This window comes from Streptomyces sp. NPDC048057 (assembly GCF_040653095.1).
Lineage (GTDB): Bacteria > Actinomycetota > Actinomycetes > Streptomycetales > Streptomycetaceae > Streptomyces.
On sequence record NZ_JBEZNF010000017.1, the window covers coordinates 193,992 to 211,132 of the forward strand.

The window sequence follows — 17,141 nt, forward strand, 5'->3', positions numbered from 1 at the left end:
AGCGGTGACACAGAGCCCGGAGGCGGCAGAGGTGACAGGCGAGCACAGCGGGACGGCCGAGCAGGTCGAGACGGCGGAGATACGCGACGAGCCGGGCTTGACGGACGTCTGGTCGGGGCGGTGGGTCGCCGAGCGCCTCGGCGTGACGCTCGCCGGGGACGGGGAGCTGCCCGCCCTCCTCGGCCTCGCGCTGCGCCGCAACCCCAAGCGGGCCCATCTGCTGGTCTCCAACGTGCTCGGCAAGCACGTCCCGCAGTCGCCCGCGGTCGTGTACGGCGCCGGGTACGACCTCGGAGTCCGGGTCCGGGCGCTGCTGGGCGAGGCGGAGACGGCCCGCGCGGTCGTCCTCGGGTACGCCGAGACCGCGACCGGACTCGGGCACTGCGTCGCCGACGGCGTCGGCCTGGCGCCGTACCTGCACTCCACCCGCCGCCCGGTGCCGGGCGTGCCGAGCGCGGGCGGATTCGAGGAGTCCCACTCGCACCACACCTCCCACCTGCTGCTGCCCGAGGACCCCGGGCTGCTGACCGGGTCCGGGCCGCTGGTCCTCGTCGACGACGAGTTCTCCACCGGCAACACCGTCCTGAACACCATCCGCACCCTGCACGAGCGCTTCCCGCGGGAGCGGTACGTCATCGTCGCCCTCGTCGACATGCGCGCGCCGGCGGACCGGGACCGGCTGACGGCCTTCGCCGCCGAGCTGGGCGCCCGGGTCGACCTGGTCGCCCTGGCCTCGGGCACGGTCGACCTGCCCGAGGGCGTCCTGGCAAAGGGCGGGGCCCTGGTCGCGGCGGAGGAGGTCCGCCAGGCGGCGTCCGACGCCGACGCCCCCGCCCCGGGCGCCGTGGTGCGTCAGGTCCCGCTGGACTGGCCCGCCCACGTGCCCGACGGCGGACGCCACGGCTTCGGCCCCGACCACCGGCAGCGGCTGGAGGCGGCGCTGCCCGCGATGGCCGCGACGCTCGCCGCCGAGCTGCCGTCCGACGCCCGGCGCGTCCTGGTCCTCGGCTGCGAAGAGCTGATGTACGCGCCGCTGCGGCTCGCCACCGCGCTGGAGGCGACGCTCGCCGACGGCGCCGGTCCGCGCGCCGACGTGCGGTACTCGACGACGACCCGCTCGCCCGTGCTCGCCGTCGACGACCCGGGGTACGCGATCCGCACCCGGCTCGTCTTCCCCGCCCACGACGACCCCGCCGACGGCCCCGGCGACCGTTACGCGTACAACGTCGCGGGCGCCGGCTTCGACGCCGTCGTCGCCGTCGTCGACTCGACCGCCGACACGCCCGCCCTGCGCGCCCCCGGCGGACTGCTCGACCGGCTCGCCGCGCACGCCCCGCACGTCCTGCTGGCGGTCGTCCCCAGCCGCGTACCGCCGTTCGCGCGCCCGCGCCCGGCCCCGTCACCGTCCTTGCAGGCACCACCGGAAACGGCCCCCATGCTGCCCGAGCCCCTCCGCGGCCCCGCGTTCTCCTCGTACGCCCCCGACGAGGTGGGCTGGCTGCTCCAGGACCTGTCGGACGTGGTGCTTGAGGCGCCCACGGAGGAGCGCGAGGAGGCCGTCCAGAGCGGTGGCGCGCACTACGCGGAGTCGCTGCCGGTGGAGTACCAGCCGAGCGCCGACTACCAACGGCTCTTCGAGCGCGCCCTCGACGCGTCGGCCGCCCGGATCGCCCGCGCGGTCGGCACGGTCACCGAACTGGTGCTCGCCGAGCGCTCGCCGCGCCCCGTCCTGGTGTCGCTGGCCCGCGCCGGCACCCCGGTCGGCGTGCTGATGCGCCGCTGGGCCCAGCGCCGGCACGGCCTCGACCTGCCGCACTACGCGGTCTCCATCGTCCGGGGCCGCGGCATCGACGCCAACGCGCTGCGCTGGCTGCGCGAGCACCACGACCCGGCGGACGTCGTCTTCGTCGACGGTTGGACGGGCAAGGGCGCGATCACCCGCGAACTGGCCGCCGCCATCGCCGAGTTCGAGGGCTTCGTACCGGAGATCGCGGTGCTCGCCGACCCGGGCGGCTGCGTCAGCACGTACGGCACCCGGGAAGACTTCCTCATCCCCTCCGCGTGCCTCAACTCCACCGTCTCCGGGCTGATATCGCGCACCGTGCTGCGGGCCGACCTGGTGGGCCCCGACGACTACCACGGTGCGAAGTTCTACCGGGACCTGGCGGACGCCGACGTCTCGAACGACTTCCTCGACGCGATCACCGCCCGCTTCGACGAGGTGGCCACGGCCGTCGACGGGGAGGTCAAGGAGCTGCTGGCGGCCGACCGCACCCCCACCTGGAAGGGGTGGGCCGCCGTGGAGCGGATCAGCGAGGAGTACGGCATCCACGACCTGAACCTGGTCAAGCCCGGCGTGGGCGAGACCACCCGGGTGCTGCTGCGACGGGTGCCCTGGCGGGTGCTGGCCCGCCGCGGCGCCGGCAGCGACCTGGACCACGTGCGGCTCCTCGCCGAGCAGCGCGGCGTCCCCGTCGAGGAGGTCGACGACCTGCCGTACAGCTGCGTCGGCCTGATCCATCCGCGCTACACCAAGGGCGCGACCGGTGCCGACGGCACGGCGGTGAGCGCGCGATGAGCCGTGTCGTGGACCACGGGCGCCCGGTGCGCCTGGTCGCCAGCGACCTGGACCGCACGCTGATCTATTCGGCGGGCGCGCTCCAGTTGGACGTCCCGGACGCGGACGCGCCGCGGCTGCTGTGCGTGGAGGTGTACCAGGGGCAGCCGCTGTCGTACGTCACCGAGACCGCGGCGGGGCTGCTGGTGCGGCTCGCCGCCGAGACGGCCTTCGTGCCGACGACCACGCGCACCCGCGAGCAGTACGGGCGGATCCACCTGCCGGGGCCGCCCCCGGCGTACGCGATCTGTGCGAACGGCGGCCACATCCTGGTCGACGGGGTGTCCGACCCGGACTGGCAGCGCAGGGTGGCCGCCCGGCTGACGGACGAGTGCGCATCGCTGGACGAGGTCCGCGGCCACCTCCGTGCCGTCGCCGATCCGGCGTGGCTGCTGAAGGAGCGCGTCGCGGAGGACCTGTTCGCCTATCTCGTCGTCGACCGCGCGCAGTTGCCGGCGGAGTGGATCGAGGAGCTGGCGGCCTGGGCGGAGCCCCGCGGCTGGTCGGTCTCCCTCCAGGGCCGCAAGGTGTACGCCGTGCCGCGCCCGCTCACCAAGAGCGCGGCCGTCCGCGAGGTGGCGCACCGCACCGGCGCCGACGAGGTGCTGGCGGCCGGGGACTCGCTCCTCGACGCGGACCTGCTGCTGGCCGCCGACCGCGGTTGGCGGCCGGGGCACGGCGAGTTGGCGGACTCGGGGTGGGTCGGGCCGCGGGTGACGGTGGTGCCGGAGCGCGGCGTGGCGGCGGGGGAGGAGATCCTGCGGCGGTTCCTGGCGCCGTGAGCGGGGCCGGTCAGAGCAGGACGGTGCGCAGCACCGCCTCGTATTCGGCGGCCGTCGGCGGTCGGTCGGTCAGCAGGGCCTGCATCAGCAGGCCGTCGTACGCGCCGGCCAACAGCCGCAGCCGCACCGGGTCGTCGGTGTAGCGGCGGCCGAACTCCTCGATCGCCCCGAGCCAGTCGTCGGTGGCGCTGCGCAACTCGGGGCGCCGGGCGGCCAGCAGGAACAGCTCGTACTCCGCGAGCAGGTGCGTCGGGCGGGCCACGGCGGAGCACATCACCTCGGCGAGGGCGCCCAGCGCGGCGGCGGTGCCGTCGGATCGCGCGGCCAGGGCGCGGACGCGTTCCGCGTCCTCGTGCATGCAGCGGGTGAGGGCCGCGGTGAGCAGTTCGTCGATGCTGCTGAAGTAGTACGCGGCGGCGGTGGCGGGCTGCCCCGCCTCCCGCGCCACCGTGCGGTGGCTGACCCCGGTGACGCCGTCCCGGGCCACCACGCGGACGGTCGCCTCGATCAGCTCCTGCTTGCGGCGTTCGCCCTTGGCGCGGCGGCCGTCGGTGGTGGGGTCGGTCACGTCGCTCCCGGGTCGGATCGCGGTCCGCCGCGGAGTGCCGCGGATCGCCGTTCGAAAACCCTACCGGTGGTCAGCCGCGGTCCTGTGCGCCGCAGGGTACGGGCCGGGCGGCGCCCTCCTCGGCTGCCTGATCAGCCGGTCGTACGGCGAGCGCACGGACCAGCGGCCCCCGCGACACCACGGCGAGCAGCAGGGCGGCGGCGCCCGCGACCACCGCCACCGCGAAGCCGCCGACCGGCCCGTGCCGGTCCACCAGCGCGCCGGAGACCCCGGCGCCGAGCGCGACGCCGACGTTGAGCCCCGTGATCGCCCAGGTCATGCCCTCGGTCAGTCGGGCGGCCGGCACCGTCCGCTCCACCAGGTTCATCACCACGATCATCGTCGGGGCGAAGAAGAGGCCGGCGAAGAAGACGGCGACGGCCAGCGTCGCGACCCCGCCCACGAAGAGCAGCGGCAGCGTGGTGAGGGCGGTGCCGGCGGCCCCGAGCACGAGCAGCCGGGGCAGTGGCACGCCGAGCCGCAGGGTGCCGAAGACCAGTCCGGCCAGCGCCGACCCGATCGCGTACACGGACAGCACGATGCCCGCGCCGGCCGCGCTGCCCCGCTCCTCGGCGAACGCGACGCCCACGACGTCGACGGTGCCGACGATGGCGCCGCCCGCGACCAGGACCAGCGCCAGCAGCCGTACGGATCCGATCCGGATGGCCGAGCCGCCGCCCGCACCCGCGTCGCGTTCGTCCGCTCCGGCGGGCAGGACGGGTGGCTCGGTGGACTTCTGGGGGACGAACAGCAGCACGCCGATCGTCAGCAGGGCGAGGGCGACCAGCGGTCCCGCCTCCGGGAACAGCGCGGTGGACAGCCCCACGGAGAGCGCCGGGCCCACGACGAAGGTGAGTTCGTCGACGACCGACTCCAGTGAGAAGGCGGTGTGCAGCCGGGGCGAGCCGCGGTACGCGTGCGTCCAGCGCGCCCGGACCATGGCGGCCATGTTGGGCAGGGTGCCGGCGAGCACGGCGCACGCGAACAGCGTCCAGACCGGTGCGTCGTACCGGGCGCACAGCAGCAGCGCCCCGAGCCCGACCACGCTCAGCCCGGTGGCGGGGAGCAGCACCCGGCCCTGTCCGGCGCGGTCCGCGAGCCGGGCGACCTGCGGTCCGAAGAGGGCGGTGGAGAGCGTGAAGACCGCGGAGACGGCGCCGGCGAGCCCGTACTCGCCACGCATCTGGGACAGCATCGTGATGATCCCGATCGCGGTCATCGAGATCGGCATGCGGGCGACGAAGCCCGCGGTCGAGAAGGCGACGGAGCCCGGCGCCCGGAACAGTTCGCGGTAGGGGTTGGCCACGGGGCCACCTCCGGTCGATCGACGACGAAGAGAAACTTGAACGCTCGTAAGATATTGAACAGTCGTTAGAGTTTCAAGTCCCAAAAGAGCCCCGCCCTGCGCTGAGTGGCAGGAACGGGGCTCGAAGGAGGACCGGAGCCTTGTGCGCCCTAGCTAGGCGCGGCGCTTGCCGGGGCCGGCCTTGAACATGCGGACGACGAAGAAGGCGAGGACCGCCAGCGCCGCCATCACCAGGACGACCTTCGAGTACGTGGAGACGTACCCGGTCACGGACTCCCAGTTCTCGCCCAGCATGTACCCGGCGAGCACGAAGACCGTGTTCCAGATCGCGCTCCCCGCCGTCGTCAGCGCCAGGAACAGCGGCTGGGACATCCGCTCCACGCCGGCCGGCACGGATATCAGCGAACGGAAGATCGGGAGCATCCGCCCGAAGAAGACCGCCTTCGGACCGTGCTTGATGAACCACGCCTCCGTCTTCTCGATGTCGGAGACCTTCAGCAGCGGCAGCTTCGACGCGATGGCGATCGTGCGGTCCCGCCCCAGCGCCGCGCCCACGCCGTACAGCGCCCACGCACCGACGACCGACCCGATCGTGGTCCAGATCAGCGCGGCGAACAGGTTCATCTGGCCCGTGCTGGCCGCGAACCCGGCGAGGGGGAGGATCAGCTCGCTGGGAATCGGCGGAAAGAGGTTCTCCAGGGCGATGGCGATGCCCGCACCCGGCGCGCCGAGCGTGTCCATCAGGCTGTTGATCCAGCCCGGGGCACTGCTCTCGACCGGCGCGGCGGCGTTCACGATCATGGGGTCCATTTCTCCACGGTAAGGAAGGGGAGCTGAAGGGAGACTGAAGGCCCCTACACACTGACCTGCGGTTTACCCCAGTGTGCCAGGCCCCGCTCAACGGCTAGCGTGATCAATCATGGAGGATGCGAAGGGGCGGGGCGTACGCGGGCCGCTGCCAGCCACCGCGAACGAGCCGCCGAGGCCCCCCGGGAGCAGGGGGGCGAGCCCCTTCCACGGCGCCCCCTGGAGAGCGGTCGCGGCGCACGGCGTGCGGTACGCGACCGGGCTCGCCGTCGGTGCGCTCACGGCCCTGGCCGAACTGCTCGTCGCGGTGCTCGCCGGCGTCCTGCTGCTCAGCGTCCTCGCCTGGCCGCGGGCCCGCCGCGCACTGCACCGCCCGCTCTCCGCGCTCGCCGTCCGCGCCACCCGGGCCGAGCTGCGCCGGCTCGCCCGCTGGCTGGACGCCCCCACCCCGGCGGGGTACGCCCACGAGCAAGCCGTCCGCTACGCCCTCGCCCGCATCCCGCTCGGCCTGCTCGGCGGGGTGACCCTGTCCTGCGCCGCCGTCGCCTTCTTCTGGATCCTCGTCCCGCTCGCCGGCTGGATCGTCGCCCCCATCGAGTACCCCCTGGAGGCCGTCAGCACCGGCGTCCTCGGCCTCTTCCTGCTCTTCCTCGCCGCCCAGGGCGTGTACGGCACGGTCCGTCTGGAGGCCGGACTCGCCCGCCACCTCCTCGGCCAGGACCCGAACGCGGCCCTGGAGCTACGCATCGCCGAACTCGCCACCAGCCGCGCCGACGTCGTCACCGCCGTCGACGACGAGCGCCGCCGCATCGAGCGCGATCTGCACGACGGGGTGCAGCAGCACCTCGTGGCCCTCGGGATGCTGCTCGGCCGGGCCCGCCGCAGCCGCGACCCCGAACGCGCCGACCAGCTCTTCCGCCAGGCCCACGAGGAGAGCCGCCGGGCGCTGGTCGAGCTGCGCGAGGTCGCCTGGCGCGTCTATCCGACCGTGCTGGACGAGGCAGGGCTGCGGGTGGCCCTGGAGACCGTGGCCGAGCGCACCCCGCTCCCCGTCGACCTCGCCTTCGGCCCCGACCCGGGCGCCGCCCCGGGCGACGGCGCGGCGCGCCCCCTGGCGCGCCAGGTCGAGACCGCCGCGTACTTCGTCGTCTCCGAAGCCGTCACCAACGTCGTGAAGCACTCGGGCGCCACCCGCATCGCGGTCGACGTGCGGCAGGACGACGCGCTGCTGCGGCTGAGCGTCACGGACGACGGCACGGGCGGCGCCGACCCCGCCGGCGGCGGGCTCACCGGACTGGCGAGCCGGGTCGCCGCCCTCGACGGCCGGTTCCGGGTGCACAGCCCGACCGGCGGACCCACCACGATCACCGCGGAGCTGCCGTGCGCATAATCCTGGCCGAGGACTCGACCCTGCTGCGGGAGGGGCTCGTCCGCCTGCTCACCGAGGAGGGCCACGACGTGCTCGCGGCCGTCGGCGACGGCGAACTGCTCCTCGCGGAGGTCGCCCGGCGCCAGCCCGACGTCGTGGTCGCCGACGTCCGGATGCCCCCCACCCACACCGACGAAGGGCTGCGCGCGGCGCTGGAGATCCGCGAGCGGTGGCCGCAGGTGGGGGTGCTGGTGCTGTCGCAGTACGTGGAGAAGCGGTACGCCACCGAGCTGCTGACCGGCGAGCCCGCGGGCGTCGGGTACCTGCTGAAGGACCGGGTCGTCGAGGTCGACGAGTTCCTCGACGCGCTGGAGCGGGTGGCCCACGGCCGTACCGCCTTCGACCCCGAGGTCGTACGCCGGCTCCTCGCCCGCAGCTCCGACGCGAAGGACCCGCTGTCCCGGCTCACGACGCGCGAGCGGGACGTCCTCGCGGAGATGGCCCAGGGGCATGCCAACGGCGCGATCGCGGCGCGGCTGTACGTGTCGCAGAGCGCGGTCGAGAAGCACATCAACGCGATCTTCGACAAGCTGGAGCTGACGCGTACGGGGGGTTACTCGCGGCGGGTGGTCGCCGTGCTGCGGCACCTGGGGCTGTGACGTCCCCAGGTGCCGTTACCTGGGCTTCGTGAGGCGCAGGCGCCTCAGCCGCAGCAGCCGCCTCCGCAGCAGCCACCGCCACCTCCGCCGCGCACCGGCGGCTCGCCCGTCGGGCCGCCGGCCGCCGTACCGCCCACGGAGACGGCGGAGAGCAGCCTGACGGTGTCGTCGTGTCCGGACGGGCAGGTCGCGGGGTCCCCCGACTGGGCCATGGGACGGTCCACTTCGAAGGTGTCGTCGCAGCTGTGGCAGCGGAAATCGTATCGAGGCATGGACGTAAGGCTACGGGCTCCGCCCCGGTTCGGAAGCCCCCGCGGTGCCGGTGGTGCCCGGGGTGGCCGGTGGGGCGGGGGTGGCGCGGGCCGTCTGCTCCGCCTGCGCCTCCTGAGGATGGCGGGCCCGCCAGTACGGGTTGTCGTGCGGCAGGGTCGAGCTGACCCGCCCGTACATGCCGAAGAACATCAGCAGCAGGCCGACGAGGAAGCTGAACAGCACGTTCTGGATCTTGAACGCGAACGGGTTGAAGCTGGAGTCCAGCAGCGCGAGGTTCACGAAGCCGCTGGCGATGAACAGGATGCCGAGCACCATGTTCAGCGTCGAGGCGAAGTTGCCGCCCTTGACCATGCCGAAGAGCAGCAGCGCGCCGACGCAGATGGACAGGACGCTGAGCGTGCCGTTGGTGTTCAGCCCGACGACGGTGGCGCCCTCGGTGCTGAAGAAGCCGATCTTGTCGATCAGGCCCAGGACGCCGAAGACGACCAGGAAGGCGCCCATGAGGCCGGCTCCGATGCGGTACAGCAGGCTGAGGCGGTGGTCGACGGGCAGGTGCTCGTCGAGGATCACGCGCGAACGGCTCCGCTTGTCGGAGGGGGTCCGGTGGGGCAGTACGTGTGCGGCCATGTGCGGCCTCCTCGGGTACTCGTACCTCCCAGCATCCGCCCGGGGTGCCGCGGCTTCAAATCGCGAGCGTCGCGCGGGCGGGCGCGGGGCCGGCACGGGGCGGTCGCCGGGGTTCAGCTCGCGCCGGCGCCCCGCTCCTCCCTTATCTGCTCGACGACGCGGGCCGCGGTGCGCCGGACGGCCTCGGTCTCGGTGAGGAAGTGCCAGTAGTCCGGGTGGCGCCCCTCCAGCCCGGCGACGGCCCGCTCCAGCCGGGCGACCGCGTCGTCCAGGGGCCGGGCGTGGCGCGGATCGGGGGTGTGGCGCCCGGCCATCGCGAACCGCTGGGCGTCCCGTACGGCGAAACGGGTGCGCTCGATCTCCGCCTGCGGATCCTTGGACACGGCATTGAGCCGCTGGAGCCGGTCGCCCGCGGCGGACACGGCCTCGTCCGTGGTGTTCAGCAGGGCGCGCACGGTCCCGAGAAGGGCGGTCGCATCCGCCCAACGCTGCTCGTCACGGGCGGTCGCGGCCTCCCGCAGCCGCTCCTCCGCCTGTCGCACGTGCGCCACGGCCTGCTCGGGCACGGGCTGGAGGTCCTGCCAGCAGGCGACCGAGAACCGCCGGCGCAACTCGCTGAGCACCGGCTCGACGGACCCCGCGCGGTTCGTCAGGGCCTGGGCGCGGGTGCGGAGGGAGACCAGGCGCTTGTCGATGTCGGCGGCGAGCTGCGGCAGCCGCTCGGCCTCGGCCCGTACGGCCTCGGCGTCCCGCAGCACCCGATCGGCGCGGTGCAGCGTCTCGGTGACGCCGTGCTGCCCCGCGCCCTGGTTGAGCTTGGTCAGCTCCGGCCCGAGCCGGGCGAGCCGGGCGGCGAGGTCGTCCGCCCGCATCCCGGAGCCACGCACCGCGTCGAGGGCATTGCTCGCAGCGAGCAGCCCGGCCCTCGCCCGCTCGACCGCGGGCACCAGCCGGGCGAGCTGGGTCTCCGCCCGGTCGAGCAGCGGCCCCAGCCCCTCCCCGAACCGGTCCAGCTCCCCCTTCACCCGTACCAACTCGTCCTTGGCGGCCGTCAGCTCACGACGGGCCCGGTTGGCGACCGAGGCGTCCAGGTCGTCCCGGTCCAGGTCGTGGCTGTCCACGGCGGTGATGTACTGCGCACTCACCTCGTCGATCCGCTGCCCCAGCGCTGCGAACCCGTCCGCGGCCCGGTGCACGTCGCGCGAGTTGTCCACGGCTGTGATCGTCTCGATGGAGATCCGCAGGTCCCGCTGGGCGCTGTCGAGCTCGTAGAACGCGGCAGCGGCGGCGTCCTTCGCGGCCTGCGCATCGGCCCGCAGCCCTTCGGAACGCCCGCCGAACCAGCGCCGCGTCCCGCCGCCCGCGAAGGCGTACGGCGCCACGGCAGCACACACCAACGGCACGGGCAACAACACCAACCCGAGAACATCACGCACGGCACCGGCTGCGGTCGTTCCCTGCCGTCGCGTGTGTGTCCCCGTCACAACCCTCTCCCGTGCCGTGCCGCCGTACCCGGTTCATTCTCCCACCTGGTACTGACGAACACACGGCCCGAAAAGTTCGTGGCCCGCCCCGCGCCGGTTGCTAGCGGGCCAGGCGGACGGTCACGTTCCCGTTGTCGTTGAGGGCCTTCACCACCCGCGGGCTGTCGTCGTCCGTGGGCACGTCCACCCGGCGCTTGCCGTTCCCGGCCTTCGCCGTCACGGCGTACGGAGCACCGTCGCGGGCCAGCTCCAGGACGATGTCCCCGTTGTCACTGACGGCCTCGACCCGCCCCGGCCCGGCCCCCTCCTTGAACCCGATCCGCACCTTCCCGTTGTCCGTCTCCGCCCGCACCTTCCCCGCGGTGATCCGCTCGGCGACGATGGTCCCGTTGTCCGAATCGAGGTTCAGGTCACCCGTGGTGTCCCGCACGGTCACGTCCCCGTTGTCCGTCGAGATCGTCAGCGCCGTGGTGAAGTCGCGCGCCGTCAGACTGCCGTTGTCGTGCTCCACGGTCACCGCGACGTCCCGCGGCACCTGCACCGTGTGCCGCGAAGCGCAGTCCCCGAGCCCGTCACAGTCCACCCGCAGCGTCAGCCGGTCCCGCTCCATCCGCCACGACGCATCGGGCCCCGACCCGAACACCGCCCACCCGTCCACCTGCCGACTCACCCGCACGTCGGTCACGTCGGCGGGCACGATCTCCACGTCAGTGTCCCCGGCGTCCACGGTGAGCACCTTCCCCTCCATCCCGAACGCCGCCCGCTCCATCGGAGCCCCCGCCACGTCCGTGCTCCCCCCGCACCCCGTCGCCCCGAGCAGCAGCCCGCCCCCCAGCACCACTCCCACGACGACGCGGGCGGGACGGCGGGCGAGGACGGACCGGGCCGTGTGGACGTTCATGCTGATCATTCCCCCGTAGAGCGCGATGAGTGAGTGCCTTCACGCTAGGTCGCGCCCCCACCCCGATCGATCCGGTCCGCCACCGTCCCGAGGTGGGGCTATCCCCCGTTCCCGGGGCGGGACGGAAGGGAACGGGTTTGCGGGGCGTCCTGGTCCGGCATGTAGGCTGGGGCCTCATCCACGGGTGCGTAGCTCAGGGGTAGAGCGCTGCTCTTACAAAGCAGATGTCGGCGGTTCGAAACCGTCCGCGCCCACCAGCACGAAGGCCCCGGACCGATCATGGTCCGGGGCCTTGTCAATTGGTTCGGTGTCGGCAGGTGAGGGTGACCGTGACGTGGAGGGCGGTGCTGCCCGGGGAGTGGCGCAAGGCGAGACGTGCGGGCTGCGGGGCGGTGCGGGCGGCGTGCCAGTGGCCGGGCTGGGGTGGGCGCCCGGGGGGCCAGGTCCAGCCCTCGGCGGTCAGACGGTCCTGTAGGTCGGCGGTCAGACGGTCGGCCTCCGCCGCCTCCACGGGGGCGAGGGTCCACAGGTGTTCGGGCGTGCACGGGGCCTCGTTGCCGGTCGCACGACAGGTGGGGCAGAAGGCGAGGCGCATGCGGTCCAGTTCCGGGCTCATCCCGACCCGGGGCTGCTGAGTCTTGATCAGATCCCAGACACGGGAGGAGACCGCCACCAGGTGGCGGCGCGCTTCGTCGTCCGGTTCCGATGCTGCTGACGCGGCTGCGCGCTGCTCACGTGCAGTGCGCAGTTCGTCGTCCGTCGCCCACTCGACCGTTTTGAGTATCTCGCCGAACATCCGCGCGTACGCGTCCCAGTCCTCGACGCTGACCGTGCTCAGCTCCAGCATCTGGACGCTGAGGTCGTCGGGGAGCGGGATGTGTGCCTGGACGAACCGGCGGGGCACCTCGTGGGGCATGGAGTCCGGTGAGACCTCGGGCGGGATCGCCGTGGTGGTCAGACCGGTGCGCAGGGCGACCGGACCATAAGGCAGTTCGACGACCCGTACGTCGTCCTGGGGTGCGTGGTGGGACAGTTGGCCCGCGATGGTGTCGGCGGTGGCGCGCAGGTCGCCCGCGTCGCGCTCCACCCGTTGGGCCACGAGCGTGGCCATCGAAGGGCGGCCGTCGAAGTCGACAAAGCACATTCCGGCGTACTGCGCACCGGCGTCGATCAGTTCCGCGGTTTGGGCGAGGAAGACCATGGCCGCGTCGAACTGCTCCTCGTTGCTGCGCTCACTGAAGAGCGCTGCGGCCAGCTCCGCTATCTCGTTGCCGAGTTCATCCGGGTCGGCTGCCTGCACAGGAAGGTGGTGGAAGAAATCGGGCACTTCCCATCCGACGTGCAGCGGGCTGTCGGCGAAGAAGACTTGGTCGACCGTGGTTCCGAACGCCGGTCCGTCGGTCATGACCCGATTCCTTCGGAGGGAGGGGCGGCGAGGACGTCAGGGATCTTCGCGGTGTGAGGCAGGGTCTCCGGGAAGATGTCCATGAACTTTTGAGGGGTGCAGTAGTCACCCTGCACAGTTGGCGTGTGCCATGAACCGTCGATGAAGCCGAACTGAATCCGATGCTTCTTGCGATGAGGTCTACGCGTCCACGCAATGTTCGCCAGAGGCGCGCGGAAGGTGATCTCCGCGTGCTTCTTGTTGAGGGAAACTGCGACCACGAGAAGTTCCTGGTCCGTCACCACGATCCGATTACTGAAAATGCAACGAGCGCGCCCCTGGAGTCCCGTCAGCATCATCCCCGCCAGACTGTCCCAGTTGCCGAATTGCTCGTGCTCGTGCTGGGACTCGGAGAGGTACTTGGCGCGGGTCTCCGCGTCTTGAGGCAGCTTGGCGCTTGTCCGCCACCTGGGCTGGCTATTTGAGAAGTATACGATCACAGCCCACGCGTCCCCGAGCCAGAAGAACGGATTGACGCGATCGGTGAGAATCCGCGGCCGGTCGGAAAAGGATAGTTGAAGTCCGTATCTGACTTCGCTGGCTCCGGATTCTGTCGTGAAAATTCCTCGCACCTGCTGCCCTGGGAGAATCCGCGCCAGAGTCACCTGGAGTGGATCCGGTTTGCTTCCCATGGAACTGTCACCCGCCAACCATCTTGTAAACGAAGAGTCCGCTCTTAATCGTGGACTGCGAGCCGATTTGGAACCTGCGCAGAGCCTCGCTCTTCTCGGCGAGTGTCACGCCGAATTTTCCGGCGATCGGGACGGCCGCCCTGTCGACCAGTCCCTGAACGAAACCTGCTCGCGTCCCGTCGTTGATCGCGTGGCCGCCCTTCCTGATGGCGGTTCCCACATTCTCCATATTTTTGGCCATCTTCGCCGGGTTGCCTCTGGTGGCGAATCGAGCCCCGGCCATCACCAGGTTTCCCCCAGCCTTCCCGGCACTCCCGATCGCCCCGACGCCAGGCAGCAGCCCCAATGCGTCGCCGCCCAGATCGAGCCACGAAGACCCGTTTCCCCGTCGCATGCCCGCGTAGTGACCGACCATCGCGCCCGCCGAGCAGAGGACCGCGCCCGCGCCCAGCACTGCGCCGGCCACTTGGCCGACCACGGGGATCGCCTGGACGGCCACCGCGGCCAGTGCGAGCCCGCTGGAGATCTTCGACAGCGTGTCCGCGTGCTTCACGAGCCAGTCGGTGAAGTCGTGCATCGCGTTCTTGAGGCCGTCGGTGATCCGGTCCCACAGGCCGATGGACTCGGGAGCGAGGTCGGTGGCCTTGCGGACGGCGTGGGCGGCGCGGGCTGCGGCCTCCTTCCACTTCTGGTGCAGCTCCTCGCCCTGGCGGATCAGGGCCTCCAGCCTCTCCTTGGCCGCGTCCGCCTCGGAATTGGCTGATTTCGCCCGGTCGATCTGCTGGCGATCGGTGTCGGGATCGCCGGTGGGGATCGTGGCGTTCGCTCTGGCGGAGGATGCGACGCCGGCGAGGTTTTCCCAGTCGCGGCGGGCCGTCACCGCTCGCGACTCCAGAGGGCCGGCCTGCCGCTGTAGGGATTCCAGGGTGTCGTGCCAGGAGAGCAGGGCACGGCCCGCGGCACTCATGGAATCGTTGCCCTGTTGGAGGTACTTGGGCAGTTGGCCGAGCTTCTTGCGGAAGGCGTCGGCGCCTTCGCCCTGCCAGAAGCCGTGGTCCTTGCCGACGTTGGTGACGAGTTCGTGCAGCTCGTCGAATTCGCGGCCGACGGCCCGCAGATCAGTGGCGAGCTTGTTGATGGCGACGACCTCGCCGCGCGCAGGATTGAAGCCGAGACCCGGCCAAGAGGCGTCGTCCTCGATGAATACGCCGCGCCAAGACATGACGGTTACCCCTAGGTGCTGGTTTTGACGGAGCTGACGCTGCGGACGCGGTCACGCACGTCGACATCGGTGCCTGCGTACACCTGCATCGCGTTGTCGAAGTTGCCACTGATGGCGTTCGCGGCCTCCATGAGGCGTTCGAGACCGTCGTCCCAGCGGTCCTGGAAGTCGTCACAGGCGTCGTCCAGATCCCTGGTGCCCAGTGTGTTGCGGCCGGCCTTTTCCAGGCGCTTGCGCAGAGATTTGATGCGGCGCTCGAAGTCGGTGAGTTTACGTGAGATGTGCTGGGCTTTTTGTAGATTCACGCCCAAACGGTCCCCGTTTGCCGACATGGTCTACGCCTCCCCCCGGGGTCGTTGACAGGTCACGCAATACTAGCGGTGCTGACGGACCGTCCCATAATGAGGGGTCAGTTCCTCTCCAGAGTCTTCACAATGAGCGCCAGGGGTGCCGGGCGCCCCTGGCGTTCGCAAGGTTGCTGCTGACACGAAGAGTTGGGCTGGGGGTCATTGCGGAAAGTGCGGCATAGGTGAGGTCCACCGAACGTTCCGGCGCCCGAAGGATGGGGTGCAATTTTCAGTCAAGCGTGGGCAAGACATGCGCCAGCAGTCTCGCTCTGTGAGGTCGAAAACACGGCTGGGAGGTGACAGGTCGGCCGACGCGGTGCCGAAGCGGCCCGCTGGGCCACTTCGGGGGCGCCCGAGATCGGATCGGCGACGGGACGTTTAGCGTGCTGCCGCTACACCACGGCCGGAAACCGGCCTCCGGGAGTCGAACCCGGTCTTCTCGAACCCGAATCGAAGTACCCGTCGACTGCGCACCGGGCACCCCTGAAGCGTGTGCCTCCCGAGTTCGAGTCGGCATGCGGTGTTTTGGTCACGTGAGAGGTGAAGGAGCCGCAGCCGGCGCACCGGGAGGTTTGCGATGCGGTCAGGTTAGGCGTTCGCCCCGGGGGCATGTCCAACGAATTGCCGTTCAGGCCCGCGGACGCCCTTCGCCCTCGCAGCCCGTCAGAAGATGCCGTCCTCGATCTCCTCCAGCATCCGCGTCCACTCGGTTTCCTCCGCGCCGAACGGGAGGTCGTCGAAGGCGCTGATCCGCCGGCGCAGTTCGTCCGGGGCGAGGTCCTCGTCTTCCTCGCGTTCTTCGCAGAACTTCCGTAGCTCGATCAGGGAGCGGGTCAGGGACTCGACGTCGCGGTGGATCGGTACGGGGGTGCCGTCGCCGTCGAACCAGAACTCGTACACGCGGTCGTCGGCCGGGTCGACCGCCGCGAAGGCCGTGCGGAACTGTCCGAGCAGCAGCCAGTTCCGGCACTCCGCGGGAAGGTCGAAGGCGACGTCGTCCTCGTCCGTCCACGGACCGAGGTGCACGGTGTCCTCGGTCGTGGCGTCCGGGCCCGGGCCGTTGCCCGCCCGGGAGAGGAAGACGTAGTCGTTGGGCAGGCCGGCAGCGCTGAGGAAGGCGGAGGTCCGTTCCGAGAGCCCGAAGGCGTCCTGGGCGGCGTCCGGTGTCTCCGTGGGCAGGACCCGGGGGGAGAGGACGACGCCGTCCAGGCCGAAGGCCGCGACGACGTCATCGAGGGTGACATGCGGGGGAGTGGTCATCACTGGTCTTTCTGAGCTCGTTCCGGGGGCGTCATGAGACCCCGTGGTTCTTCTTCAGGCCGTCGATGTAATCCGCATGCGGTTTGTTCCGCACTTTCCCGTCCTTGGTCGAGGAATCGTAGTCGGCGGCGTGAGTCACGGTGAGGGAGGGGTTCTTGGAGGCGAAGTACTTGTCGAGCCACTTCTCACAGTTCGACCCCTTCTGGCAGGGTCCCCGCTCGGTGAAGACCGTTTGCAGACCGGCTTCCTTCCCCCGGTTGATGAGGGGGTAGCCGATGGAGCGTTCGGAATGCAGTCCCTGCTGGCTGTAGCCGACGAGGATCAGCGGCTTCCCCGTCTTCGGATCGACGTAGTAGCCGGATGCGTAGTTGTTGCTCGTCTTGTAGTCGTCGCGGGCCTTGCGGGCGAGCTGGGTGGCGTGCCCCAGGCGGTCGTTGTACGCGTTGATCTTCGTCGAGTCGACCTTGCCGGGGTGCTGCTGGGTGATGCGCATGTCCTTGCGCTCCTCCGCGTCGCTGGGGCGCCAGGCCCGGCCGGTCGACGGGTCGAGCAGATCGCGGATGCCGGAGTCGTCGTCGGCGTCCAGCGGCTTCATCTTGCCGGAGGACGTCAGCTCCATCACCGTGCCGTCCTTGGCGAGGACGTACATGGGGACCTCGTCGCCACGACGCAGCTTGCGGTAGTCGCACTGGTCGATGTCGTCCTTGGTCTTCTTGTCGTCCTGGTCGTTCTGCTTCTTCGTCTTGTCCAGGCCCTCGACGTTCTTCTCGATCTCCTTGGACATCTTCACGGTCGTCTCGTCGA

17 protein-coding genes and 1 tRNA gene are annotated in these 17,141 nt (G+C 71.2%); 5 read left to right on the forward strand and 13 right to left on the reverse strand.

The genetic code is table 11. The features are described 5' to 3' along the window. Positions 1 to 97: 97 nt before the first annotated feature. Complete coding sequence (locus tag AB0E05_RS21540) at positions 98 to 2,578, forward strand: phosphoribosyltransferase (protein WP_361965832.1); 2,481 nt, start codon at positions 98 to 100, stop codon at positions 2,576 to 2,578. After that, positions 2,575 to 3,399 (forward strand): HAD family hydrolase, encoded by an 825-nt coding sequence (locus tag AB0E05_RS21545; protein ID WP_361965776.1) that lies wholly within the window; start codon positions 2,575 to 2,577, stop codon positions 3,397 to 3,399. The genes AB0E05_RS21540 and AB0E05_RS21545 overlap by 4 nt, the downstream gene beginning before the upstream one ends. Before the next feature lie 10 nt (positions 3,400 to 3,409). Here the strand turns inward: AB0E05_RS21545 and AB0E05_RS21550 are convergent, their stop codons facing one another. From AB0E05_RS21550 to AB0E05_RS21560, 3 genes are all read right to left on the reverse strand, one after another. Continuing rightward, the gene (locus AB0E05_RS21550) at positions 3,410 to 3,967 is read right to left on the reverse strand and encodes a TetR family transcriptional regulator (RefSeq protein WP_361965778.1); all 558 of its coding nucleotides are present in this window, start codon (positions 3,965 to 3,967) and stop codon (positions 3,410 to 3,412) included. A 70-nt stretch (positions 3,968 to 4,037) separates the two neighbouring features. After that, positions 4,038 to 5,312, reverse strand: coding sequence for an MFS transporter (locus tag AB0E05_RS21555; protein ID WP_361965780.1), 1,275 nt, complete (start codon positions 5,310 to 5,312; stop codon positions 4,038 to 4,040). Positions 5,313 to 5,465: 153 nt separating this feature from the next. Then, complete coding sequence (locus AB0E05_RS21560) at positions 5,466 to 6,113, reverse strand: DedA family protein (protein ID WP_361965834.1); 648 nt, start codon at positions 6,111 to 6,113, stop codon at positions 5,466 to 5,468. Between the two features lie 118 nt (positions 6,114 to 6,231). Between AB0E05_RS21560 and AB0E05_RS21565 the strand changes: the two genes are divergently transcribed. Both AB0E05_RS21565 and AB0E05_RS21570 read left to right on the forward strand, forming a co-directional pair. Then, positions 6,232 to 7,509: a sensor histidine kinase gene (locus AB0E05_RS21565; protein WP_361965782.1), complete on the forward strand. Its 1,278-nt coding sequence runs from the start codon at positions 6,232 to 6,234 to the stop codon at positions 7,507 to 7,509. After that, the gene (locus tag AB0E05_RS21570; RefSeq protein ID WP_361965784.1) at positions 7,500 to 8,147 is read left to right on the forward strand and encodes a response regulator transcription factor; all 648 of its coding nucleotides are present in this window, start codon (positions 7,500 to 7,502) and stop codon (positions 8,145 to 8,147) included. Before AB0E05_RS21565 ends, AB0E05_RS21570 begins: the two co-directional genes overlap by 10 nt. A gap of 44 nt (positions 8,148 to 8,191) precedes the next feature. Here AB0E05_RS21570 and AB0E05_RS21575 read toward each other — a convergent pair whose 3' ends face one another. The 4 genes from AB0E05_RS21575 to AB0E05_RS21590 form a co-directional block, all read right to left on the reverse strand. Next, positions 8,192 to 8,419: a zinc ribbon domain-containing protein gene (locus AB0E05_RS21575; RefSeq protein WP_361965786.1), complete on the reverse strand. Its 228-nt coding sequence runs from the start codon at positions 8,417 to 8,419 to the stop codon at positions 8,192 to 8,194. Positions 8,420 to 8,429: 10 nt separating this feature from the next. Continuing rightward, complete coding sequence (locus AB0E05_RS21580) at positions 8,430 to 9,047, reverse strand: DUF4383 domain-containing protein (RefSeq protein WP_361965788.1); 618 nt, start codon at positions 9,045 to 9,047, stop codon at positions 8,430 to 8,432. 113 nt (positions 9,048 to 9,160) lie between these two features. Further along, positions 9,161 to 10,531, reverse strand: coding sequence for a hypothetical protein (locus tag AB0E05_RS21585; protein ID WP_361965790.1), 1,371 nt, complete (start codon positions 10,529 to 10,531; stop codon positions 9,161 to 9,163). 100 nt (positions 10,532 to 10,631) lie between these two features. Beyond that, on the reverse strand, positions 10,632 to 11,432 hold the full coding sequence (locus AB0E05_RS21590; RefSeq protein WP_361965792.1) for a DUF4097 family beta strand repeat-containing protein: 801 nt from the start codon (positions 11,430 to 11,432) through the stop codon (positions 10,632 to 10,634). 182 nt (positions 11,433 to 11,614) lie between these two features. Here AB0E05_RS21590 and AB0E05_RS21595 point away from each other — a divergent pair. Further along, a tRNA-Val gene (locus AB0E05_RS21595) sits at positions 11,615 to 11,689 on the forward strand. A 38-nt stretch (positions 11,690 to 11,727) separates the two neighbouring features. On the opposite strand, the gene AB0E05_RS21600 is transcribed toward AB0E05_RS21595, so the two are convergent. The 6 genes from AB0E05_RS21600 to AB0E05_RS21625 all read right to left on the reverse strand — a co-directional run. Continuing rightward, positions 11,728 to 12,837: a hypothetical protein gene (locus AB0E05_RS21600; RefSeq protein WP_361965794.1), complete on the reverse strand. Its 1,110-nt coding sequence runs from the start codon at positions 12,835 to 12,837 to the stop codon at positions 11,728 to 11,730. Further along, positions 12,834 to 13,508 carry a hypothetical protein gene (locus AB0E05_RS21605; RefSeq protein WP_361965796.1) on the reverse strand — a complete coding sequence of 225 codons (675 nt, stop codon included), beginning with the start codon at positions 13,506 to 13,508 and terminating at the stop codon, positions 12,834 to 12,836. Before AB0E05_RS21605 ends, AB0E05_RS21600 begins: the two co-directional genes overlap by 4 nt. Positions 13,509 to 13,515: 7 nt before the next feature. Further along, a complete protein-coding gene (locus AB0E05_RS21610; protein ID WP_361965798.1) occupies positions 13,516 to 14,730 on the reverse strand; it encodes a putative T7SS-secreted protein in 1,215 nt (404 codons plus the stop codon). A gap of 11 nt (positions 14,731 to 14,741) precedes the next feature. Then, complete coding sequence (locus AB0E05_RS21615; protein WP_361965800.1) at positions 14,742 to 15,062, reverse strand: hypothetical protein; 321 nt, start codon at positions 15,060 to 15,062, stop codon at positions 14,742 to 14,744. Between the two features lie 678 nt (positions 15,063 to 15,740). Next, the gene (locus AB0E05_RS21620; RefSeq protein WP_361965802.1) at positions 15,741 to 16,337 is read right to left on the reverse strand and encodes an SUKH-4 family immunity protein; all 597 of its coding nucleotides are present in this window, start codon (positions 16,335 to 16,337) and stop codon (positions 15,741 to 15,743) included. A 31-nt stretch (positions 16,338 to 16,368) separates the two neighbouring features. Beyond that, a partial coding sequence (locus tag AB0E05_RS21625; RefSeq protein WP_361965804.1) for a nucleic acid/nucleotide deaminase domain-containing protein occupies positions 16,369 to 17,141 on the reverse strand: 773 nt, incomplete at its 5' end.